24 protein-coding genes are annotated in these 23,113 nt (G+C 31.8%); 9 read left to right on the forward strand and 15 right to left on the reverse strand.

The window, feature by feature from the left end; all coding sequences use genetic code 11:
* The first annotated feature begins 222 nt into the window (after nt 1-222).
* Together MJQ71_RS20470 and MJQ71_RS20935 are read left to right on the forward strand one after the other, a co-directional pair.
* Nucleotides 223-441, forward strand: a complete 219-nt coding sequence (locus MJQ71_RS20470; protein WP_238808810.1) for a hypothetical protein — start codon at nt 223-225, stop codon at nt 439-441.
* 43 nt (nt 442-484) lie between these two features.
* On the forward strand, nt 485-610 hold the full coding sequence (locus tag MJQ71_RS20935; protein ID WP_290370208.1) for a hypothetical protein: 126 nt from the start codon (nt 485-487) through the stop codon (nt 608-610).
* Between the two features lie 314 nt (nt 611-924).
* Here MJQ71_RS20935 and MJQ71_RS20475 read toward each other — a convergent pair whose 3' ends face one another.
* Together MJQ71_RS20475 and MJQ71_RS20480 are read right to left on the reverse strand one after the other, a co-directional pair.
* Entirely contained in the window at nt 925-1,887 is a 963-nt protein-coding gene (locus tag MJQ71_RS20475) for a hypothetical protein (RefSeq protein ID WP_238808811.1), read from the reverse strand.
* A gap of 441 nt (nt 1,888-2,328) precedes the next feature.
* On the reverse strand, nt 2,329-3,225 hold the full coding sequence (locus MJQ71_RS20480) for an HNH endonuclease (protein WP_238808812.1): 897 nt from the start codon (nt 3,223-3,225) through the stop codon (nt 2,329-2,331).
* Between the two features lie 405 nt (nt 3,226-3,630).
* Here MJQ71_RS20480 and MJQ71_RS20485 point away from each other — a divergent pair, with 405 nt between their 5' ends.
* Nucleotides 3,631-4,521: a KilA-N domain-containing protein gene (locus tag MJQ71_RS20485; RefSeq protein ID WP_238808813.1), complete on the forward strand. Its 891-nt coding sequence runs from the start codon at nt 3,631-3,633 to the stop codon at nt 4,519-4,521.
* Between the two features lie 111 nt (nt 4,522-4,632).
* On the opposite strand, the gene MJQ71_RS20490 is transcribed toward MJQ71_RS20485, so the two are convergent.
* The 4 genes from MJQ71_RS20490 to MJQ71_RS20505 all read right to left on the reverse strand — a co-directional run bounded on the left by MJQ71_RS20490 (nt 4,633) and on the right by MJQ71_RS20505 (nt 9,431).
* Complete coding sequence (locus MJQ71_RS20490) at nt 4,633-5,361, reverse strand: SH3 domain-containing protein (RefSeq protein ID WP_238808814.1); 729 nt, start codon at nt 5,359-5,361, stop codon at nt 4,633-4,635.
* Between the two features lie 1,080 nt (nt 5,362-6,441).
* Entirely contained in the window at nt 6,442-6,636 is a 195-nt protein-coding gene (locus MJQ71_RS20495) for a hypothetical protein (RefSeq protein WP_238808815.1), read from the reverse strand.
* Nucleotides 6,637-6,818: 182 nt separating this feature from the next.
* Nucleotides 6,819-8,429, reverse strand: coding sequence for an ATP-binding protein (locus tag MJQ71_RS20500; RefSeq protein ID WP_238808816.1), 1,611 nt, complete (start codon nt 8,427-8,429; stop codon nt 6,819-6,821).
* A gap of 498 nt (nt 8,430-8,927) precedes the next feature.
* Nucleotides 8,928-9,431 (reverse strand): hypothetical protein, encoded by a 504-nt coding sequence (locus MJQ71_RS20505; protein WP_238808817.1) that lies wholly within the window; start codon nt 9,429-9,431, stop codon nt 8,928-8,930.
* 575 nt (nt 9,432-10,006) lie between these two features.
* Between MJQ71_RS20505 and MJQ71_RS20510 the strand changes: the two genes are divergently transcribed.
* Complete coding sequence (locus tag MJQ71_RS20510) at nt 10,007-10,768, forward strand: hypothetical protein (RefSeq protein WP_238808818.1); 762 nt, start codon at nt 10,007-10,009, stop codon at nt 10,766-10,768.
* Nucleotides 10,769-11,205: 437 nt separating this feature from the next.
* On the opposite strand, the gene MJQ71_RS20515 is transcribed toward MJQ71_RS20510, so the two are convergent.
* The 3 genes from MJQ71_RS20515 to MJQ71_RS20525 all read right to left on the reverse strand — a co-directional run bounded on the left by MJQ71_RS20515 (nt 11,206) and on the right by MJQ71_RS20525 (nt 14,422).
* A complete protein-coding gene (locus tag MJQ71_RS20515; RefSeq protein ID WP_238808819.1) occupies nt 11,206-11,679 on the reverse strand; it encodes a hypothetical protein in 474 nt (157 codons plus the stop codon).
* A 428-nt stretch (nt 11,680-12,107) separates the two neighbouring features.
* A complete protein-coding gene (locus MJQ71_RS20520) occupies nt 12,108-13,046 on the reverse strand; it encodes a DUF4435 domain-containing protein (protein WP_238808820.1) in 939 nt (312 codons plus the stop codon).
* Between the two features lie 11 nt (nt 13,047-13,057).
* Nucleotides 13,058-14,422, reverse strand: a complete 1,365-nt coding sequence (locus tag MJQ71_RS20525; protein WP_238808821.1) for an AAA family ATPase — start codon at nt 14,420-14,422, stop codon at nt 13,058-13,060.
* A gap of 362 nt (nt 14,423-14,784) precedes the next feature.
* On the opposite strand from MJQ71_RS20525, the gene MJQ71_RS20530 reads away from it, so the two are divergent.
* Nucleotides 14,785-14,997 carry a hypothetical protein gene (locus MJQ71_RS20530; protein ID WP_238808822.1) on the forward strand — a complete coding sequence of 71 codons (213 nt, stop codon included), beginning with the start codon at nt 14,785-14,787 and terminating at the stop codon, nt 14,995-14,997.
* Here the strand turns inward: MJQ71_RS20530 and MJQ71_RS20535 are convergent.
* The 4 genes from MJQ71_RS20535 to MJQ71_RS20550 form a co-directional block, all read right to left on the reverse strand.
* On the reverse strand, nt 14,967-15,350 hold the full coding sequence (locus MJQ71_RS20535) for a hypothetical protein (protein WP_238808823.1): 384 nt from the start codon (nt 15,348-15,350) through the stop codon (nt 14,967-14,969). The two genes, MJQ71_RS20530 and MJQ71_RS20535, sit on opposite strands and share 31 nt — an antisense overlap.
* A 391-nt stretch (nt 15,351-15,741) precedes the next feature.
* Nucleotides 15,742-16,299: a hypothetical protein gene (locus MJQ71_RS20540; RefSeq protein WP_238808824.1), complete on the reverse strand. Its 558-nt coding sequence runs from the start codon at nt 16,297-16,299 to the stop codon at nt 15,742-15,744.
* A gap of 523 nt (nt 16,300-16,822) precedes the next feature.
* A complete protein-coding gene (locus MJQ71_RS20545; protein WP_238808825.1) occupies nt 16,823-17,695 on the reverse strand; it encodes a hypothetical protein in 873 nt (290 codons plus the stop codon).
* 356 nt (nt 17,696-18,051) lie between these two features.
* A complete protein-coding gene (locus MJQ71_RS20550; protein WP_238808826.1) occupies nt 18,052-18,579 on the reverse strand; it encodes a hypothetical protein in 528 nt (175 codons plus the stop codon).
* Here MJQ71_RS20550 and MJQ71_RS20940 point away from each other — a divergent pair.
* Nucleotides 18,573-18,707 (forward strand): hypothetical protein, encoded by a 135-nt coding sequence (locus tag MJQ71_RS20940; protein WP_290370209.1) that lies wholly within the window; start codon nt 18,573-18,575, stop codon nt 18,705-18,707. The genes MJQ71_RS20550 and MJQ71_RS20940 overlap by 7 nt on opposite strands.
* A gap of 331 nt (nt 18,708-19,038) precedes the next feature.
* Here MJQ71_RS20940 and MJQ71_RS20555 read toward each other — a convergent pair whose 3' ends face one another.
* Nucleotides 19,039-19,674 carry a hypothetical protein gene (locus tag MJQ71_RS20555; protein ID WP_238808827.1) on the reverse strand — a complete coding sequence of 212 codons (636 nt, stop codon included), beginning with the start codon at nt 19,672-19,674 and terminating at the stop codon, nt 19,039-19,041.
* A gap of 486 nt (nt 19,675-20,160) precedes the next feature.
* On the opposite strand from MJQ71_RS20555, the gene MJQ71_RS20560 reads away from it, so the two are divergent.
* The 3 genes from MJQ71_RS20560 to MJQ71_RS20570 all read left to right on the forward strand — a co-directional run bounded on the left by MJQ71_RS20560 (nt 20,161) and on the right by MJQ71_RS20570 (nt 22,847).
* Nucleotides 20,161-21,252 carry a DNA cytosine methyltransferase gene (locus tag MJQ71_RS20560; RefSeq protein ID WP_238808828.1) on the forward strand — a complete coding sequence of 364 codons (1,092 nt, stop codon included), beginning with the start codon at nt 20,161-20,163 and terminating at the stop codon, nt 21,250-21,252.
* Complete coding sequence (locus MJQ71_RS20565; RefSeq protein WP_238808829.1) at nt 21,252-22,223, forward strand: HaeIII family restriction endonuclease; 972 nt, start codon at nt 21,252-21,254, stop codon at nt 22,221-22,223. The genes MJQ71_RS20560 and MJQ71_RS20565 overlap by 1 nt, the downstream gene beginning before the upstream one ends.
* 390 nt (nt 22,224-22,613) lie before the next feature.
* Nucleotides 22,614-22,847: a hypothetical protein gene (locus MJQ71_RS20570; RefSeq protein WP_238808830.1), complete on the forward strand. Its 234-nt coding sequence runs from the start codon at nt 22,614-22,616 to the stop codon at nt 22,845-22,847.
* Here the strand turns inward: MJQ71_RS20570 and MJQ71_RS20575 are convergent.
* Entirely contained in the window at nt 22,826-23,077 is a 252-nt protein-coding gene (locus MJQ71_RS20575; protein ID WP_238808831.1) for a hypothetical protein, read from the reverse strand. The genes MJQ71_RS20570 and MJQ71_RS20575 overlap by 22 nt on opposite strands.
* Nucleotides 23,078-23,113 lie beyond the last annotated feature (36 nt).

The raw sequence follows: 23,113 nt of genomic DNA on the forward strand, positions 1-23,113 counted from the left end.
TTATGCCCTAATAAATTCCTTGGAATGCCCCGTTGTCGGTCAACTCAAGATAGACAAAAGCCCGATATACCTTCGAGTATATCGGGCTTTCTTGTGGGAGCTTTCGTCTATCTTTCAGATTGTTGGACAAAACTGACTTTGCGACCGCTCTGATTTGGTGTCGCACGACACCAACCACTCCAACCAACCCAGCCCAACAAATATAATTGCTGAAAACCAACTTTGCAAATTTTAAACAAGTGGGCGAGAGGTTTTTGCGAAAAAAAGCCTGTAAAACTTCGCCTTTATCGTGTCGCAGATGCCGATAAATGGGACAATTTGCGTAGAAGTTTTTGCGAAGTTAGCCCTGTAAAACTTCGCTTTCATCCTGTCGCCGATGCCGATAAGCGGGACAAAAACTGCGAAATAAACTGCGAAAAAGTAAAAAACAACCCGCCTTAAAATTGTCGCAGTAGCCTACAATAAGCTAACAAACCAAAAAAGCGTGAACTACGTTTCCAACGACCAGCATTATGATGGTTTTTGGAGTGATTTTAGAGTTAATTTGTTAATTATCAAGCCTTTACATAATGCTTCGTGTTGGGATTTATGGACTTTGCGACCGCTCTAATTTGGTGTCGAAAGACACCAAGCACGCCAACGAACCCACCCCACTAACTTGATTGCTGAAAGTAAATTTGCACTGAAAAATCTAAAAAAGCAACTGAGTACCAAAATATTTTGAGTTTAGAACCAAAAGTGGTGTAACTACCACGCATTGAAAATGTCGAAGACCCACTTTGAGAACAGAAAAAATAGAAATAAAATACCAAAATGTTGTCCTGTCGGCTGAGAAATATGCGTTTGAAAAATTGAAAACCCAGCGGATTTTGCGTGTCGGATGTGCCTTTGAGCTAAAACTGTCTATGTTTCATCAGCATTAATCTACCAATATTTCATACTATCGATATTGTATTCTAAAAGACGTTTAGCTCTACGATATTTGTTACTGCCAATCGTATATTCTTTAAAATTCTGATTACTTTTTTCTTTAAAGAATACTTTTACCGTATTATTTTCAATAACGTATTTGTAGCTATGCCAACTTTCTTGAATAGTTAATTCTTCAATATCATTTTTGAATGTAGCAATAAATAGGACACTATGCCTTGAAAATGTTTTTTTTTCACCTTGTTGCTTTAAAAAATCGGATTGCGTGATTAGCTTAACTGATTCAGAAGCGATTAAATCAGTTTCAAGATTTAAACTATATTTGATGAGTACATCTTCATTGTTATCGATAGCTTTTACTAACACTTCAAAAGCAATATCATCATACGGTGTTAAAAACTTATCAATAAATATATCTTCCAGTTCGTTTTCATGTGGTGCAGGGATTTTTTTGCCATTTTTCTCTTGATAAACAGTTTCTCCCCACCCATAAACTGTTCCATTAAGTTCTCCTTTTAAGATAAAACCATAATCACTAATTATGATTATTGGTGAATCAACATTGCCATTTACCAAAATAAAACCGTGATTATAAGAGCCTGCAAAGAGTTCTTTTACTAATAAATTTCCATGTACATATATTTCTTGCCCCCCAACAGCCATAAAGTTCGTCTCAATATTTCCTGATACAATTAAGTAAACTCCGTAATCGGTCTCAGAATTTAAGATTTTATTTGCTTTTAAATCGCCATTGATAATATAACCAATCAAATCAGAATCATAATTATCTGCTTCTAAATCAAGTTTATCTACAATCAAGTTTTCATCAAAATACAAAAAATAATTGTCTTTAAAATGTTCTTTACAATGTTCAGCAAATACATTACAATTATTTAATAAATCTTTATCGATGAATTTGTAAGCATCAGCGTATGGTATTTTCAGAGGTTCAGACATTTATATGTTTTTGTATTTCCAACGACCGCAAATGAGAAGATTGGAAGTGATTTTAGCGTTAATTATTTGAATATCAAACTTTTACTTATTTGCTCGTGTTGGACTCGAATAACTTTGCGACTGCTCTGATTTGGTGTCGCAAGACACCAAGCACGCCAACCAACCCAACCCAAAAACTATGCTGGTGAAAGTAAATTTGCACTGAAAAATCTAAAAAAGCAAATGAGTTGGATAAAACTTTGCTATTAGAAGAAAAGTTGGCAAAAATACCAATCAGAGAACTTGTCGCCAGCCAACTTTGCAAGCAGAAAAATTTAAATTGAGTAGGAGAGAACTGTCCTGTCAGCCGAAAATTATGCGTTTGAAAAACTGAAAACCCAGCGGATTCGCCAAGTCGAAAATGAAATTGAGCTAAAAAAAGCTGTCAAGTTATATGTGTAGCTAATTTCGAAATTGGGATTTACGTTGAATTAAAGCTGTTATTGATGGATAATCACATAGTTGAGATGGCAAATTTATTAATTTCCCATGATACTGTCTATAATGTGAACTGGATATTTGATGACTAACATGGACAGTATAGTATTCATCAATATATATTAAACCACTATCATATAATTTATGCAGGTCAATCCTTAGTAACAAGCCATTTTGTACATGATTTGAACTCTTATTTCTATATTCTTGTATATGTGCAGCTTCTAAAAGCTCTGGTATTATTTCTCCTGAAATAGTACATCTATTATCATATGCTCGAAGGATTTTTCCTTTAAATTCACCCTGTCCATCACGACTATTAGTTATACTTGGTTTATCAATTCTTGGTTCACTCACTAAATTAAAGTCATCCCTAAAATGTTGTATATGTAAAAATGGGTCATATTCAAGGAAATACTTTATCTTTACAATTTGATTTGGAAAGCTAATATTATAGTCGTTGCTATTTACATAATTACTTTCTTCCCAATATTCACAATTTTTTAATATTATACACCCGATTTCATAAGTGTTAATATTAATTTGTCTGCCTCCAAAATTGTGACTATTTTTATCTATGTATTCTTGAATACTTGTAATAAAACTGTGCTTGTTAGTTCTCCCGTTACGGTAACCGTATTCATTCCACGCTTCCGTGGCTGTCAAATTTTTATATTCAACAAATTCTCCAAATCCACCAATTTTTCTAATAGGAGATTTGAGCATGAAGTAAAGTCGATTACCAGCTTTAAGATTTTTTACATTCCAAGGCGTTGGTGTCCAAAAGTTGACATATGAGTTTAATCCTTCATTTTTTAAGAAGTCAAACCAATTTTTATCTGTTGGTGAAATAGCGAACATATTTTATTTCCAACGCCCGCAAGCAAGATGCTTAGGATTGGATTTTGAGTTAATTAATATATTATCAAGCGTTTTCTTGCTTGCTTTAGTTGGAGACCAAAGGTTTTGAATATTTTTCTAATCAAATGTCCCCCAACAAATATGAACACTAAGATAAAAAAGATTGTAGTAAAAAGCAACGAAGCTATCGAGAAAAAAAAACTATGAATGTTTTTCTAATCGCACGTCGAAAATAACTATGCAAGCAATGGACTAAAAAAAGATTACTGAGAACTAACGCTTGAACGCTTCGCTAATTAAATGTCGCAAATGGCTTTTACACTATTCGCTATTAAATATATTTCATTGTGTATTTATATGTAACAATATATAATTATTTTTGCATGAATAAAAATATATAGAAATATGTCAAAAAACAGAATTATTACGGTAAATAACATAGAAATTACGGTAACTTCCGATAAAGAAGAAGACTATATTAGTTTAACTGATATGGTTAGAGATATGGAAGATAGCGACCAGTTAATAAAAAAATGGCTTAGCACTAAAAATACTATTGAATATCTTGGAGTTTGGGAGAGATTAAAAAACCCAGATTTTAACTTGGCCGTTTTCGGCCAAGTTAAAAATGAAGCAGGTTCTAATAATTTCACAATGTCTGTAAAAAAATGGATTGCACAAACCAATGGTATTTCTCTAAAATCAAGAAGTGGCAGGTATGGAAGTGGCACTTTTGCTCACAAAGATGTAGCGATGAAGTTTGCCGCTTGGATTAGTCCAGAGTTTGAGTTGTTAGTTATTCTTGAATTTCAAAGACTCAAAGAGCAAGAAGTTAATCAGCTTAGCGGAGTATGGGATTTAAGAAGATTAATCAGTAAGGTTAATTATAAAATACAAACAGACGCAATAAAAGAGAAACTTATACCAATTAGAAATTTGCCGAAGGATAAGGAAGGTATAATATATGCAGAAGAAGCTGAGATACTCAATTTTGCTTTATTTGGTATGACATCAAAAGAATGGAAGCAAAAAAATCCACAATTAGTCCTTCAAAATAGAAATATTAGAGATTATGCAGATACGCACCAATTAATCATATTGGCAAACTTAGAAAGTTTAAATGCAGAAATGTTAAAAAGAGGAGTTCCTCCAGAAAGAAGACTTGGCACTTTGAGAGAGGTTGCCGTTTCTCAATTAAAATCACTAAGCGGGAGTAAGGACATTGAGAACATTTTAGTTGAAAGTCCTAATCTAAAATCTCTACCAAATAAAGACGATAAAAAGTTATTAGACTAAATACAGTAAATTAGGGGTTGAAATATACCCCTTTTTTATTTGCTTTTTCCATTTCCAACTTGTAATTGAACGTAAAGTGCCGATGAGATTGATAAAAAACTGCGAAACTATCTACCTATTCCGTTTTACATAGGTTTTGTTACCATTAGAGTTTATATAATATCTTCCCCCTCTTGGACCAGTTCTTATAGTACGAGAATTGTAATAACTACTTGTTGTAGTGTTATAGCTTGATTGATAGTTTGTATTGCTTAATGTATTAGCTTGACTTGGGCTATTTGTAGTACCATTTAGACTTTGTGTTTTAGAAAGGTTTATAACCTTTTCATTATGGTTTTTAAATTCTCTAATTTGATTATTAATTTCAGGGTAAGAATCGAAGAAACTTCCTAAAACATAACCTGTATAATTTTTTGAAATTACTTTTGCCCAGTCATTGTTGATATAATCTACTACTATAATTTCATCACCTGTGGCTATCCAGTAAATAATATTACTTGTTAAATCTGGTGCTGTTTTGAGAGGTATGCTTCCTTTAACAATAATAGTTTGTTTCTCGAACTTTGGTAAAGGTAAACCTTGTTGTAAGGATTGTATTTCTTTTAGGTTACCACCAATTTGAGTATTTATATTTTCAATATACGATACGAATTTTAATCGCTCCTTTTCTAAACTGTCATTTTGTTGAGATAATTTTTCAATTTGCTTAGGGTATATCGAAGCAATTAACTTATCACGCTCTTTCTGTAAACTGTCTATTTTTTTCTGAATGAGTTGGTCTTGACCTTTTGTGTTTAAGGTAAGACCAATCAAGAAAATTAATAATGTGTAGGTTTTCATGTTTTTTAATTTTTCCAACGACCAGCATTGTGATGGTTTTGGAGTGATTTTAGAGTTAATTGATTAAATATCAAGCCTTTACATAATGCTTCAAGTTGGACAGAACTGACTTTGTGACCGCTCTAATTTGGTGTCGAAAGACACCAAGCATGCCAACGAACCCAACTCACCAACTATTTTGCTGAAAGTAAATTTGCACGGAAAAATCTAAAAAAGCAACTGAGTACCAAAATATTTTGAATGTCGGGAAAAAAGTTGCGAAAATACCACGCATTGAAAATGTCGAAGACCAACTTTGCGATTAGAAAAACAGAAAAAACTCTAAAGAGCTGTCCTGTCCACCGAGAAATATGCGTTTGAAAAATTGAAAACCAGCGATTTTTGCTCGTCGAAGGTGCCTATGAGCTAAAACTGAAGTATAAAGATTAAGAAAACTTGAAAATGAAGGATAAAAATTAATGGAATAATTGAAAGCGACCTTTTAAGGAGTTGAAATTCTTTTCATTTTTGGTCTGGAATTGGATTAAAAAATATGATAATAAAGAATAGTAAAAATACAATAATTAAAGCAGTTAAAAAACTCCCAAAATCAGAATTTATAAACTCTATTATTTTTCGTTTATTTAACATTTTGTTTCGTTTCCAACGCTCGCAAGCAAGATGACTTTTGAGCGAATGTTGAGTTAATTAGTTGATTATCAAGCTTTTACTTGCTTGCTTACGTTGGAGATAAACCAACTTTGCAAGCTCTTCTTTCCGAGTGTCACCCGACAAATAAGCGACCCAAAGATATAAAAAACGTAGTATAAACCGCAAAGTTTTCGAGAAAAAAAGCCTTTACACTTCGCCAATTTCACGTTGAACGAAACGCTGAAATAAGTAGCCCAAAAAACAGCGAAGTAATTTGAGAATTAACGCTTGAAAGCTTCGCTTTGAAATTGTCGACCGAGCCTAAAATACTTGACAGTTTGTGTAGAAGTTTTCGAGAATTAACGCTTAAAAACCTCGCTACTTACTTGTCGAAAGTGCCAAAGTAGCTAAATAAAAACTTCAAAAAAAGTCAAATATTAATTTGGGAAATTATCCAGTACCCAAAATAAAAGTACAAATTGAAAGTGTAAATGTAATAATTGTTGTTGTTGTCCTTGATTGACTAAATAATTTTGAACCTAATTTAACCAAAAAATACAGTAAAAGTAAAGCAACTAAAAATAAAATACACAGACAGACTATCATCATTTCTTTTAGGTCTGGAAGAACTTCGAGAATAATCATTTTGTAGTTTTTTGTGTTTCTGCCAACGGTTTGCAGATTTGCGATGGGCGGGCTTTTCAGCACAAATGTTCATTCTGAGAAATGCACTTTCTTTAACCACTAAGTGTTATCGAAGCACTTCACCCCGCCTATTGCAAATGTTCTGTTATGTGCCGTTCTATTTTCGTCATGAAGAGTGTCCGTCATATTGTGTTTGCTTTAAGTTTTTCAATAGCAAGAACAAAGTCGTCCTGTGTTACTTTTATTTTATCAAGGTCAATGTCGGTGCGATAATTTTCAATAATAATATCCTTTACATTTACTGTCCGTTTCAGTGCGTTGATTGCAGCTTCTTTAACGATGAAAACAATCTCTGCACCTGAACAACCTACTATTTTGGGAACAATTTTGTTAATGTCCAGCGAATTGTCAAGAGGCATTTTACGACTTGCAACTTTTAGAATTTTGTAGCAACCAATTTCATCAGGTTTTTGTATTTCAATTTTGTAGTCAAACCTTCCTGGTCTTAATAGGGCATCGTCTAAAAGTTCAGGTCTGTTTGTTGATGCAAGGATAGTCACATTGTTGTATGCTTCCATTCCGTCCATCAATGTCAGAAGTTGATTTACAAATTTTGTATCCAGTCTTGCATTGTCTTCGTCTGAACGCTTTTGAGCAACAGAATCTATTTCGTCAAAGAAGATAATGGAAGGTTGGTTTTCTCTCGCTTCCTTAAAAATGTTACGCAAATTTTCTTCTGATTGTCCATGCCACCTGCTTATTAGTTCAGGTCCACTTATAGGGATAAAATGTGCCTTTACTTCGTTAGCAATCGCTTTTGCTACAAGTGTTTTTCCATTGCCCGGCTCTCCGAAAAGCAAAATGCCTTTGTGTGGTTTGATTCCTAAATGCTGGTAGATTTCTGGACGCTTCAGAGGTAGTTCAATTACTTCTCTAATTTGGTCAATTATACTTTCAATTCCTCCAATGCCATCAAAGGTTACATCAGGAATGAATCGCTTTCGCTCATTTAAATCTTCCTTTTTATCATCCTCTTCATCATCACCTTTGAGTAAATTAGAGAAAGAAAAAACTGTCTCTGAATATCGTCTTGATTCTCCGTCTTTAGAAATGTGTTTTATGCTTACAGGTTTTCTTTGGATTGTTGTCCCAAAGAAATCCTCTTTGTATTCAATTTCCCAGTTTTCTCCTTCTTCTAAGTTTATTGTTTCGGGTAATTCGTCAACTGCTTTTAAAACTCTCTCCATTGAAAAGATTGGGCAATGTTCAATCTTCTTATTCTCTACTTCCTTCTTCAAATGTTCTTTGATAAGTTCCTTGTTGACCTTCCAAACTTTCTCTGATTCAAAACTCCCGAACTGATACCAATATTGTGTCCTTGAATAGTAAAAGCCATTGTTATCAAGGTGTCTCTTTATGTCCATAAGATACTTACAGCCCCATCCTTCAACTGTGTTGCTTATGTTACAGTAAGTTTCTTTGAACACTAAATTTTCGCATCCCTTAGAACATTTAATAATTTGCTTTAACTGAGGGAAAAAGGTGTTTGGCTGAATCTCTTTTCCTTTGTATGTCATTACAGTTGTTTTCCATCCATAAATAATAGTATAGAGATTCTCAAAAGTCTTGTAATCACTAAAGATTTCCTCGCTGTCCGTCCGAATAACATTAACCGTGGAGTTATCGCCAATGAGATTAAAGTCCGAGAACTTTTTCGCAATATTTACTGCTGTCTGGTAGTTGCTTGATGATGATTTACCAAATTTAATTTCAAAATCCTTGTCAGTTGTCATTTGCGATGTTGTTTCGTTTTAGGTCTGTCTGTTGATGTTTGCACAGTCGTCAAAGAATGGAACATAACGACCAGAATTATGATGATTTTGGAGTGGTTTTAGAGTTAATTTGTTAATTATGAAGCTTTTACATAATGCTTCGATTTGGACTAAACGGACTTTGCGAACTCTCTGATTTGGCGTCGCAAGACGTCCAGCCCACCAGTCAACTCATCCCACCAACTTGATTGCTGAGAGTAAATTTGCACGGAAAAATCTAAAAAAGCAAAAGAGTGCATTGAAATTTTGATATTTAGAAAAAAAGTGGCGAAACTACCACATAGAGTTCCTGTCGAAGACCAACTTTGCGATTAGAAAAACAGAAAAAACTCCAAAAGGCTGTCCTGTCGCCGAAAATGATAAGTGCAGAAGACCCAAAAACGTATAAGCTATTGAGAGTAAACACTTTGAACTTCTTCTAATTTCACGTCGACAGTAGCTTTGAGCTTGCCAAAAGTGTTATCTGCTTCCAAATTTTCGCTCTAAACTCCAATGTTTACCCGATTCAACTCCTCTAAACTCTGACCATATTCTGTGATTTTCTTGAAGTACAATACTCCAACCATATCTATCCAAGTTTTTTAACTCTCCAATACCTAAATGACTCATAACTTTTGTGAGCATTTTTTCTTTGTCAACTTCTTTAATGAATGATGTAGAATGAATACTTGGGCAAGTCAAAATATAAATATATCCAAAATTATCCCATTTCGTATTAGCATAATCTACACATTGAGCTATCCAAGACGTAAAATTTGTAGTATCACCATCAATTCTTTTTGTATCTTTATACTCAATACCGAATGCAACTTTCTTATTCTTCCAATTTGAAATATCTTTAGGCACAACTATGTCATCAATACGAAGTCGCATTCCTGAAAAATGAGTGCCTTGTACTTCTGAATAAAAGTCAAAGTCATTTGATAAAGTATTTTTCACTTCAACTTTAAATTCTTTTTCCATTAATTGTTATGTAATAATTTGTTCTCGCTTCCAACAATTGCAAGTGCGAGGATTGTGAGTAAATATTGAGTTAAGTAATTGATTATCAAACTTTTACGTACTTGCACGAGTTGGAAATCCAAGATTTAAGAGCTTTTTGATTTGTAACGTCGAAAGAATCTTTGAAAACCAAAGATATAAAAAACATAGTATAAACATAGAAGTTTTCGAGAATAAAGCCTTTGAATATTTTTCTAATCTCGTGTCGAAAGTAACGATGCACGAAAAGAACTAAAAAAAATTCGGAGAACTAACACTTGAAAGTTTCGCTGATTAAATGTCTGCAAGATATATGCGTTTGGTGGCACACTTATTGCAATGAAATCCAAGTAACGTAAAAATGTATTACAAAATACAAGTGTGGATAAATATTTATTTTCTGTGGATAAAAAATCTCGAATATACTTTTTACTTACTTTTGTATTGTAATTAACTATGAAAAAATACAATTTAAAATAAAACTTCTTTGCACTATGGGAACAGATGCTTAAAATATCAAGATAAAACATTTAGATTTGCAAAAAAACGCAAATTAAATGAAAATTCTACTCAGATTTCTAAAACTATTTTTTGAAAATCATTTTGGATACATAGCAAGTTTAGCCTCAGTAGTAGGCTTAATTGCTATTTTCTTACCAAATAAAAATCAAACAATTTTAGCTCTAATTGCTTTTGTCATTTGCTTATTGATAATTGCAATTAGAGCTTTTTGGCTTTTAAATAAGTATTTGGTTGATAGAAATGAAAATGGGCTTTTGAATTTTGCTACAATTGCCAAATATTCAACTAATGATAGTAAGTTTATCGAGTTTGAATTATATAAATTTGTTCAGTGCAAGCACATACTTCTTTATGAATACCGCCATAACTTTAATTGGACTGGTACTAATGACCCAAATATTACATCTTCGACATTAAGATTTGATTCTTATAATAAAAAGAATACAACAGGCGAATATGACGCTGCAATTTTTAAATTCAACAACCCATTACTATTTAATGAAGTTTCTGTTATTCATGTAAAAATGGATATTGACGATGCAAATCAGAAATCTGCTCCAAGATTAGAAATTAGGGTAAAAGAAAAAACACAGTTAATTCAATTTAAGGTAGAGTTGCACTATTCCAAAAAGACTCGAAATAACGCAGTGATAAAAAGAAAGAAAATTAATAGCCAAATAAATGTAGAGTTTGAGCATTTAGGAAACGTACAGTTTAACAACAACTCTAAGTCATACGAGCATACTATCTTGAATCCCGAAGTAGGGTATTATTATAGATTAGAATGGGATAGATAATTTGGTGTGAACAAATTTCCAACGACCGCAAGCAAGATGCTTAGGATTGGATTTTGAGTTAATTAATAATTTATCAAGCGTTTACTTGCTTGCTTTAGTTGGAGACCAAAAATTGTTGAGCACTTTTGTAATTAAATGTCCCCCAACAAATATAAGTACTAAGGATTAAAAATTAGCGAAACAGAAACGCATTTGTGTTGTCGCAGGTAACTGTAAAGTGCTAATGAACTAAAAAAATAGCGAAGTTTTCGAGAGTGATGGCTTGAAAACTTCGCATTGAAATTGTCGAAAGTGCCTGTGAGCTAAACTTGACGAACTAAAATTAATTAAAAACTTTTAACTTGTCAAGTTTATGGAAAATGATATTGAAAATTTTAATAATGCAGAATATTGGAGGTTAAAATACTTCCAAACAAAAGGCAATTATGGCTCAATAATTATCGTATTATCACTCGCACTATTAAGTCTATTAATAAGGCTTTATGTTCAATGATTAGCCCTAAAATAAAACTAAGAAAAGCAATTAGCCATCTAAATTTTATGTCAAAATTTTGAAGTTTTAAATTTTTTGAAGTTAAGACTTTTATTGATGAGTCAAGTTCTCTAATTGATTTTTCATAATCAAGTTTTTCAATTTCGAGTTTTGATTTATCAATTTCAAGTTGTCGAATAAATAACTCTTTATCATTATTCTTATTTACAGATTCAACATATGCTTTATAACTCCCTTTTTCCTTTACTTCATATCCTTTTTCTGTTAATTTATAAACAGCGGATTGGGATTGATAAATAAAGTCTTTTGTTTTGAGTTCATGGATTAAGTCAAAACCATATTCATTATCCATAGTAGAAACAATATAGTCTTGATGAAATAAGTCTTCAAATATTTTATCAAATTTGTTTAAATTCATTACGATTAGAACAAGTTTCCAACGCTCGCAAGCAAGATGATTTTGGAGCGAATGTTGAGTTAATTAGTTGATTATCAAACTTTTACTTGCTTGCTCGAGTTGGAGATAAACCAACTTTGAATACTCACGCTGATAAACTGTCGCCAAAAACGGTGCGTGCTAAGGACTGAAAAGCGTAGAAACAGCTCTGCCTAAATGTCACCAACCAAATCTGGATACCAAGTTCTGAAAAAAGAAATTGAAAAACAAAAGAATGTATTATTCGGAATAAAATTTGAGTAAATACCACGCAAATTGAATGTTGACCGAGCCTGTAAGCGTGGGACTTTTTGCTGAGAACTAACGCTTTGAGATTCGCTTTTGTCCAGTCGACAGAGAATTTGAGCTTAAACAATAGCTATCAAATTAATAGACAGAATATGTAATTTTTAAGCTGCTTCTTTAATAATTTCATCCAAGTATTCAAGAAGACATTTAGGAGTATTAGCATAGATACTTAAATTTGTTAAAAATGTTGCATATTCGAATCTAAGGCTACATTTATGTTTCTTTTCAAATACGGTGGATTGTTTTTTGCAAATTTCAGACTTTAGCCTATCTAAAAAACTAATAAAAAGTCTAAGTTCAAATTTGCCTCTAAATTCTATTTCTTTATTCCTTTTTTCAAAAAAAATGATTTTATTATTCAATTCTTCTTCTGAAATTGAAGTGGAATGAGGAAAATAAGATTTGAGTTTTTCAATACTATTTATACATTCTAAATCTAAAACGAACTCAAGATTTTGATTTATTATATTAGTAAATAAACTGCCAACTGTGCTATCAATGTGCAAGTAATTTTGTATGCCATTATCTTTTCTTTTATCACTTTGACAAGCAAGCCAAGAATTTAAAAATAAAGTTTCTCTATGAAATTTTGTTTGAAGCTCAACAAAGAGGTTTTGTACAGTTTCATAGTCTTTATCATCATCTTCAATCGAAAATTCATGTTTCAAAATTTTTTGAAGTACATATTTATTGCAATACTGATTCTCAATAGAATATGAGGGGAGGCAATATACTTTTTTTATTTTTATAGCACTTTCATAATCTTGGTCAATAAAATATGACGTTAATACCTTTTTATATTCTTTCTTACTATCAATTAGTCTTTTTACACTAATGACATTTTCCTTTCCTTCACATACAATTGATTCAAAATCTTTCTTTGTTGCAGATTGAATTCTTACACCATAATATTTAAAATCATCTTTGCCTTCAAAAAAACAGAAAAGAGAATCAGTACGTCTTTTTAACTTTAATATAAATTCTGTATAAGCAACATGACCTGAAGATGCCTCTAACCTAAGTTTATCAACTAATTCCATTCAATAGATAATTATTTAATGTAAGAATTCATACCAACTGCAAATTTATCAAGCTTATTTTTAAATATAAATGGAGAGTGCGTTACTGAAAGTAAGAACTTACATTTCTCAGAATTTACAATATCTGGTAATAGTTGCTTTTGCCACTCTATAGATAATGATAGTTCTGGCTCATCAAATAGTACAAGATATTTTTTAGAAAACTCTAAATATATTTTTGAGAATAATGAGATAATTTGTTTTTCACCAGATGATAACTTATTTAATTCTACTTTATCAAATGTGCCTTTGCGATAAACAACAATATCAACAGTACTTTCATTATATCTAAACTCTTTGTCTTCAAGATAATTATTACAAACATCTCTAAATTTTTTTATTGCATCATCAACATGTTTATGTTGATTATAAATTTCAATTAAGTTTAAAAGAAAGTAGGTTAACTCTTTCTTTTTAAGTAAGTCCTTAGGTTTTTCAAGTAATTTTAAAATCTGATTTCTATCAGAATCCGAAAGGCTATTACCTACTCGATGCAATACAATTTTAGCAGTCGAAATTTCAAGACTGTCAATTTGTTCTTGTTGTATTTCTGGAAATCCTTTAAGCAATTGAGATAATATTTCACCTGTTACTTTGGAGAATCCATCTACTGTTGAGTTATTTATGAACGTTTTTACTAAGTTTATTCTTTGTTCAACGTCTTCCATTCCAAAATGGATTAATGTATCATCGCTAACTTGAAAATCTTCCTCAATTTCTTCATAAAAAGCTTCTTCAAAATCAGGCTCGATAAGCTTTCTTCTGAATTTACCTAAATTTTTCAAATCCTCCTCGACTCTTCGATATGTTGGAAAATATAAAATATCAATAGAATAAGATTTAATAATTTCACTAAATTGACGAAATTTTTTAAAAGTAGGTTCATGGAAAAGGAATCTAATTTCCCTTGCCATAATTTGAATAGGTGCCCAACGTGGAATTTTATTTTTTGCAATAAATTTTAGAACATTATGTTCAATATCTTTGTCTGAGTTTTCCTCATTTTTAAAGAATTCTTCTAATTCTTTTATATTAATTTTATTCAAAATTTCATTTGGTATGGGTCTATGACCTTGTCGTTCTTGGAAACGCAAGTATGATTCCAGCTCACGTTTAGTGAACTGGATTTTATTTCCATCTTTAAAACCTAACTCAATTCTTTCAAACTCAATACTATTTAATTTGTAATACTTTTCTGATAATAAATAATATAAACTATTTAATACAGTCGTCTTCCCCAACCCATTTTCACCAATTAATATTTTGACATCAGAATCAAAGGGAATATTAACATTTCTGAAACCAAATAGTTTTGTTATTTTGAATCTATTTATCATTATATATTTATTTGCTTTTTCATGATTCCAACGACCGCAAGCAAGATGCTTATAGATTGGATTTTGAATTAATTAATAGATTATCAAGCGTTTACTTGCTTGCTTTAGTTGGAGACCAAAGATTTTGAATATTTTTCTAATCAAATGTCCCCCAACAAATATGAGTGCTAAGGATAAAAAATTAGCGAAACAGAAACGCATTTGTGTTGTCGCAGGTAACTGTAAAGTGCTAATGAACTAAAAAAAATAGCGAAGTTTTCGAGAGTACACGCTTGAAAACTTCGCATTGAAATTGTCGAAAGTGCCTGTGAGCTAAATTTGACGAATCTAAATTAATTAAAAACTTTTAAATTATCAAGTTTATGATTACCGAAATTACTTCTAGAAAAGGCAGAGAAGTCGAAAACCTTTATCCAATTCAACAAAAATTTATTAATGCAATTATTCAGTTATGCGAATCCGACAGAGATTTGAAAAATTTTGTTGCAAATAGAAGAACAGGTAAAACAGAGGCATTAATATCATTGAATTATCTGTTTGATAATCAACCTTCGGCTTCATCTGATATGTTGTAAATGTAAGCCGCTTTTTTATTATACCATTTTATTTCGCTGGAACAAAAACTTGCTTCAAATGCTTTTTTGATAATTATTGCATTTGTTTTATTATCATCAAAACCATAATTTATATGATATAAAGAAGAATACGCAGTTATAACCATTAGTTCTTGGCCAAGACTTCTATTTAATTGAGCAATAAATTCAAAAGACATTTGTTGAGCAGATATTTTTTCTGCTAAAGTTTCAATAGCGGACGATGAATCCCAATCAAAGCCTTCATATATTCCTAGCCATTTGGTTTCCATATCTTTGAAATATTGAATGATTCTTTCATCACCCTTTTTAATTGAATCGAAAATTGTTACCATATAAATTTTGATTATTTCCAACGCTCGCAAGCAAGATGATTTTGGAGCGAATGTTGTGTTAATTAATTGATTATCAAACTTTTACTTGCTTGCCAGAGTTGGAGATAAACCAACTTTGCAAGCTCTTCATTCCGAGTGTCCCCCGACAAATAAGCGACCCAAAGATATAAAAAAAGTAGCCACTATGGAATAGTATAAACCGCAAAGTTTTCGAGAAAAAAGACTCTAAGTAATTTTTCTAATCAAACGTCGCAAAAAACTATGAGTGCAAAGAACCAAAAAAACGGCGAAGTTATCGAGATTAAACACTTTAAAGTTTCGCTAATCAACTGTCTGCGGTAACTATGAGCTTGACAAAAACTGTCGAACCATTTTAACAACCTACTGGGCACTATTCTGTCAACCGTTTCAAATTATCTAACTCTTTTGTATTTACATTTTGTGTCAATCGGCAAATATCAGTATAGAACTTATTGGCAATTGTGGTTTCAATAATTCTAAGTTTGTTCTTTCTTTTTCTTTGACGTATAGATACCGTTTTCTCTTTCCAGGCTTCTCCATAAATAATATAATCTTTACCAATTTCAAATTCATAACCACAGTCACCACTACCATAACCTGTAACAATTTGAATTGTGTCGCTTGTGATTGTTGTTGCCTTAAATTTTGTGTTAACAACAAGAGTAAAAACTTTGTATTTACGAATTAAATATCCAGATTGTTTTGGGTCAAATTTTAGTCCTGTTACGGAATAAGCTGTTGTGTCATAATAGTTAAAGTTGTCCACAGCTATAATTTTTCCATTAACTGCTAAGTCCACAATGCTTAACTCATTTTCTGTCGTCTGCTTGTCTTTACCTATACAAGTACAAGCCAAAGTTGCAGACGTTATGTGTGTCAATATGACGACTGTCAGGATAGCAAATGTATGTTTGAAGTTTTTTATCATGCTTTGTAGATAACTCATAAATAAGTGAAAGTTTTGTCGTAGTTTTTGTGTTGTTGAACAAATTTCCAACGACCAGTATTATGATGGTTTTTGGAGTGGTTTTAGAGTTAATTTGTTAATTATCAAGCCTTTACATAATACTTAGCGTTGGAGAAAATGAACTTAGCGACCACTCTGATTTGCTGTCCACAGGACAGCAGCACGCGAACGAACCCAACCCAAAAACTTGATTGCTGAAAGTAAATTTGCACGGAAAAATCTAAAAAAGCAAAGCTGTACTAAAATATTTTGTGTTTAGGAGAAAAAGTTGCGAAACTACCACGCAGAGTTTCTGTCGCTTATCTAACCTGCATACCAAATTCTAAAAAAAGAAATTGAAAAGCAAATGGATTTATTTTTCGGAGTGAAATTTGTATAAATACCACGCATTAAAAATGTCGACGAGAACTATGCGTTTGATAATTTGAAAAACCAGCGAATTTTGCGTGCCGAAGGAGACTTTGAACCAAAAATTGTCAAACGTTTACCAAGTTAAATATTTGCTTACAAACCAATCTCTTGTACTTTTATATTCTTCATCGAAATAATTGCTTTCTTTTTGTAAACCTAACTTTAATTCTTTTACTTGTTTCCCTAAATGCGTATTTTTTAACTGTTCTAATTGATTTTCTGTAATATTCAATTCCATTAAACTCAATATTTCTAAATTCGGCAAATTCTGAGAATCCATAAAATCTAAAAGTTCATCGAAAGTAAGTAACATTCCAGCTTCATCTGGTGTTCCAGTCCAGGCTTTATTTATATCCTTATAACTAAATTCCTTTAAGTTTGGAAAGCAATTTGACGCTTTTAGGTTTTTTAGAAAGTTATTATTTTCATAACCGCCACAAACTTCAAGAGTTGTTAATGTATAACACTCTTTTTTGAAAAAGTCTATATTGGGAGCAGAAACTAAATGTAATTTTTGGATTTTGGGTAATTTTTCTAAAAGTTTCCCTCCGAATTCGTCGTCATTTGAAATAACGCAACCATCTATTGATTCATGTTGAATATAAAAATGTGTTAAGTTTGGGAATACATTATTTGAAGAAAGTTCATTATAGTAAGTATAAATTGTACCATTGGCTTGACCTCCTTTATGATAAAATCGAAGAGCTTTTAGTTCATTTGTATTTTTAGAATTTGCCAACATTCTAAATACGGTATCTATTTCTGATTGTTCATCAAGCCAAATAGAAAGAGAAAAATAGTTTAACGCCATTGTTTTTGCTTCAAACCTATATCCTTGATTATAAAAATTGAGGTGGTTTTTGTCAGCGTAACTAATTAAATCTTCAAGTTGTGTTAATCTACTATTATTAAATGTTGTGATTAATTCTTTTAAAATTGGTAGCATAAAGTTGTTATATTTTGTTCACGTTTCCAACGCTCGCAAGCAAGATGATTTTGGAGCGAATGTTGGGTTAATTAGTTGATTATCAAACTTTTACTTGCTTGCCCGAGTTGGAGTTTAAGAACTTTGCAAGCTCTTCATTCCGAGTGTCGCCTGACAAATAAGCGACCCAAAGATATAAAAAGCATAGTATAAACAGCAAAGTTTTCGAGAAAAAAAACTGTCAAACTTCTTCTAATCGCTCGTCGCCGAAAACGATGAGTGCAGTAGCCCCAAAAACGTAGAAGCTATCGAGAGTAAACACTTTAAAGATTCGCTAATCTTTTGTCTGCGGTAACTATGAGCTTTACAGAAACTGCTTAATTGGTTTCGTTAATTATCCTAATGTGATTATTATTGTAAGAGAATTGACAAAGTAAATGCCTATCCCAGTCCCAGTTTAATAATTCATAACAAGTAAAGTTTAGATTATTTTCTTCCCAATTTTTAAAAGTTATCATGTCCATTTCAATTGGCGAGTCAATAGATTGAAAATTAAAATCCCAATCCATCAACTCAATTTTATTAAAGTAACCAACAACGAAGTAATTTGAGTCAGGAGTTATTGTAAGTTGATTAAATTGTATATTTTCTTCTGTTTTTAAAAGTGATTTGTTTTCGCAATCAATTTTGTAAAATGCTAAACTTGTTAAAATAATTGCTTGTTTACTCGAAGAATTTAAACCACAACCTTGAAATTCTCCTCTAAAACAACCGCACCATTCTGAAAAATCATCCAAAGAGAATTTTATCCAAGTCCAAACTTGTTCTTTCCATTCAGTTTCAATGTCGAACTGCTTTTCTTCATAGAGACCAGAATATGGTTGATAAATTCTATCAAATGTCATTTTGTGAACCTCGTTCCAACGACCAGCATTATGATGGTTTTTGGAGTGATTTTAGAGTTAATTTGTCAATTATCAAGCCTTTACATAATGCTTCGTGTTGGGACTTCGGAACTTTGCGACCGCTCTGATTTGGTGTCGCGAGACACCAAGCACGCTAACGTTCCCAACCCAAAAATTAACTTGCTGAAAGTAAATTTGCACGGAAAAATCTAAAAAAGCAACAGCGAACCAAGATATTTTGAAAAATCGGAGAAAAAGTTGCGAAAATACCATGCAGAGTTCCTGTCGCAAGCCCACTGTAAGAGCAGAAAATCCCAAAATAGAGTGAGAGAGAACTGTCCTGTCCGCCAAAAAATATGCGTTTGAAAAAACGAAAAACCAGCGGATTCGGCTCGTCGAACGAGACTTTGAGCCAAAAACTGTCAAGCTATTTCAGCAGCATACGATTAACAATTTTGGTTATTCATCATAAGTATCTTCTTTCGTCACAGGGAAAATTGTCCACTCCCAATGTTGCAATATTTGGTCTTCAATCATATCATTATCCGTGTTATAACGATGTGCATGTGGCACAGGAAATGAAAATAACATTTCTTGAAAGCCTAATTTTTGTAAAGATGCTATATAGCTATCTAATTGCCCATATGCAAGAATTACATTATGATGGTCATAAATTAAAAGTCCCGAATTTTGAGTAGTTCCAATCCAAACATGATGTCTTCCATCTGTTTCAAAATAATCTTTATATCTATTTAGAAATAGCCTTAATTCTTTTATATTTTCAATTGGTCTTGATTGATATCGACCTTGTTCATGTCCATATCGAGGTACAACTAATACATAAAGAATATAATATGGCGGACTCATGTTTTCACAAAGTTTCAACATTAAGTCTATTTGGTTAATATCTGCGGCAATTTTTAATCTTTGATAAAGACTGGTTTTCTCTGATTCAAAAATCTTGCCGTACTCATTATTAACAAAAGAATTGTCAGCAAGCATTTTTGTAAATTTGTACCCATCTTTCCAATCTTTACTTTGCTCTATATAACCTTCTGTAATTTTTCTTGCCTTAAATATATCAAACAGTCCCATTTTATATTTTTGAAAAGTTTAGACTTTTTGAAACTTCCAACGACCAGTATTATGATGGTTTTTGGAGTGGTTTTAGAGTTAATTTGTTAATTATCAAGCCTTTACATAATACTTAGCGTTGGAATTTCGGATTGTTGAGTACCACGCTTTCAAAATGTCCCCAAGATAGAAATGTACTAAGGATAAAAAAGATGCGTAGAAACTGCTCTAATCGAATGTCGCTGAACAAATTCGCCTACAAAGGTCTGAAAAAAGAAACATAAATGCAAGTAAATTTATTTGTCGGAACGAAGTTGAGTTAATACCACGCATTTAGAGTGTCGGCCTTAACTTTGCGATTAAAATTTTGCGAGAATTAACACTCGAAAACTTTTCTGATTTACTGTTGCCAAAATAAAAGATTGCAAATATTGTTTTTTTTGTAATTTTTATTGTTACTTAAAAACAGTAAATTTGCCTTTAAAAATTTTAATAATTGATAAATAAATGAAAATAGTATCTTTTTTTGCAGGTGCGGGCGGTCTTGATTTAGGCTTTGAGAAAGCTGGTTTTGATGTAGTTTGGGCAAATGAGTATGACAGAGAGATTTGGGAAACCTATGAAAAAAATCATAAAAATACATATTTAGATAGGAGAAGTATTGTTGATATTCCTTCGGAAGACGTACCCGATTGCGATGGCATCATTGGAGGGCCACCGTGCCAAAGTTGGTCAGAGGCAGGTTCAAAAAGAGGGATTACTGATAAGAGAGGGCAACTTTTTTATGAATTTATGCGAATCTTAGCTGACAAGAAACCTAAATTCTTTTTAGCTGAAAATGTATCAGGAATGCTGTTACCAGCACATAAAGAAGCACTTGCTAATATAAAGCAGATGTTTACAGATATTGGTTATGATTTATCTTTTCAGTTATTAAATGTTTCAGATTTTGGTGTGCCACAAGATAGGAAAAGAGTGTTTTTTATTGGATATAGAAAGGATTTGGGTTTAAAATTTCAATTTCCAGAACCTACTACTGTAAAAAATAAAGTTATTCTTGAAGATGCAATTGGAGACTTGAGAGATACAGTCTTACCTGCTAAAGCTGGAAATTATACTAATGGTGAGGATTGTTTGATTCAAAATCATGAATATATGACGGGTGGGTTTTCTTCGATTTTTATGTCAAGAAATCGTGTACGCTCTTGGGATGAAGTTTCTTTTACGATTCAAGCAGGTGGTCGTCATGCACCAATTCATCCACAAGCTCCAAAGATGGATTTTATTGAGCAAAATGTGAGGGAGTTTGTAAGAGGGAAAGAACATTTATATAGAAGATTGAGTGTTCGAGAGTGTGCAAGAATACAAACATTTCCAGATGATTTTATATTTCATTATAATAGTGTAGTTGCAGGGTATAAAATGATTGGAAATGCCGTACCAGTGAAGATGGCACAAGTTTTAGGACAAAAGATATTTAAAGATTTACAAAAAGTAAAGAAAATAAAGCTAAGTTCGTTTAAAAGTTCAGAAATGGAGTTTGATGGAACAGTTGTAAAGGAAAAAATGAACGAATTAATTAATAGTATATCTGCATAATGGCAAAAGTTGCAACCCAAACAATCAACGGTAAAGCATTTGAATATGCTTTACTGTATGAGTTTTTAGAACGTCTAAAAGAGAAAACCACCGTTTCAGTAGTTGAAAACGACCCTTTAAAAACTGCTCAAAAACATTTTCAGAGTTTTAGTGAGAAAGAACAAGGTACTTTTAGGTTAGTTGCGAGTTTTGCAGTCAATTTTTTAATTGATATTGAACCTCGTTTAGCAAATGGGATAAATGAAAGTGATATTCTTCAACTTGAAATTGTTGCAGATAAAGAAGGTCAAACGGGCGATGTTCGTGATGTTTTAGCTATTAGGTCACTGCAAAAGTGGGAAATCGGTGTTTCTGCTAAGAACAATCACAGAGCAGTTAAGCATTCTCGTTTATCTAATGACATAGATTTTGGTCAAAAATGGCTTGGTTTTCCATGTTCTGATACCTATTTTGAAGAAATAAGGCCTATTTTTGACAATTTAGCAAAATTGAGAACTGCAAGTAAAGCAACCCAAAAATGGGATACTTTGGGAGATTATCATACATCGGTTTACGTTCCAATTTTAGATGCCTTTAAAAGTGAATTAGAAAGATTAGAAAAAGAAAATCCAAGTATAGTTGCTGAGAAACTGATAGAATATTTGATTGGAAATCAGGACTTTTACAAAGTTATAAAAGGCAATAATAAAGTTGAAATTCAGGCGTATAATTTGCACGGAACTTTAAATTTACCATTTGGAAATATTAAGCCTAAGTATAAAATTCAAAAATTAAAACTGCCTAATAGGCTAATTGAAGTTGTTTATCAAGAAAATTCACAAACAACTTTGCTTGTCACTTTAAATGAAGGTTGGCAAATATCATTCCGTATTCATAATGCAAGTTCAAGAATAGAACCGTCTTTAAAGTTTGATATTAACTTGGTATCTGCACCTCACTCATTGTTCACAAATCAATTATTTGTAGGATAGCTTTTTCCTTCTTCCAACGACCTGCATTATGATGGCAATTAAAAAAAAAATGATTAAAAAGATTGGTTTTTCAAGCCTTTACATAATGCTTCACGTTGGAAGCAAGGAACTATAAATTATTTTTCTAATCAAATGTCGAAAAGAAATATGCACACCAAAGATATTAAAAAGAAACTTTGAATAAAGTAAATATTGAAAATATCTTTAAATCCGTGAGAACGTACCACGCATTACAAATGTCGAAGTGAACTATGAGCTAAAAGAACAAAAAAAAATAAAAATTGTAGAATTAACACTATAAAACTTTTCTAATCTCCTGTCACAAGTGCATATGAGTTAAGAAAGGGAGTTCTCACCAAATCAAATGTCACCAATTAATAAAATATACAAATGAAAAAAGAAGTAAAAATGTTAGAAAGTAAAGCTAATTTTTATGTTGAAAAACTAAATTACCTTGAAAGTAATGAACCTCTTACAAAAGAGGAAAAAGAAGATTTTTTACAAGTTTTAAAAAGCATCATTAATGATAGTGAGGAAGATATTCCATATGAATCAAAAATGATGCTTTTACAAATGTTTGTTCATGCTGTACAAGAACACTCTTATGGATTTTTCTCAAAATGATTTTCAATAAGTTTCACAACTTTAGATAAGTCAATAATTATTTCATCACCATTATCGGATGTTAATTTACCTTTTATAGAATATTGCATTGGGTCGCCTATTCCAAAAGTACGACTAATTTCAGAAAAAATATATTCTTTAATTTCTAAATTATTCATTTCGATAAAGAATTTAGTCTCCAATAAAGGTTTTGCTTTTTCTTGTAAACTATCTAATTGTTCTTTGTTCATTTTCTTAATTTGTTTAAAATGTTTGTTTAAAGGTAT

This window comes from Emticicia aquatica, from assembly GCF_923079645.1.
In the GTDB taxonomy this organism is placed as follows: domain Bacteria; phylum Bacteroidota; class Bacteroidia; order Cytophagales; family Spirosomataceae; genus Emticicia; species Emticicia aquatica.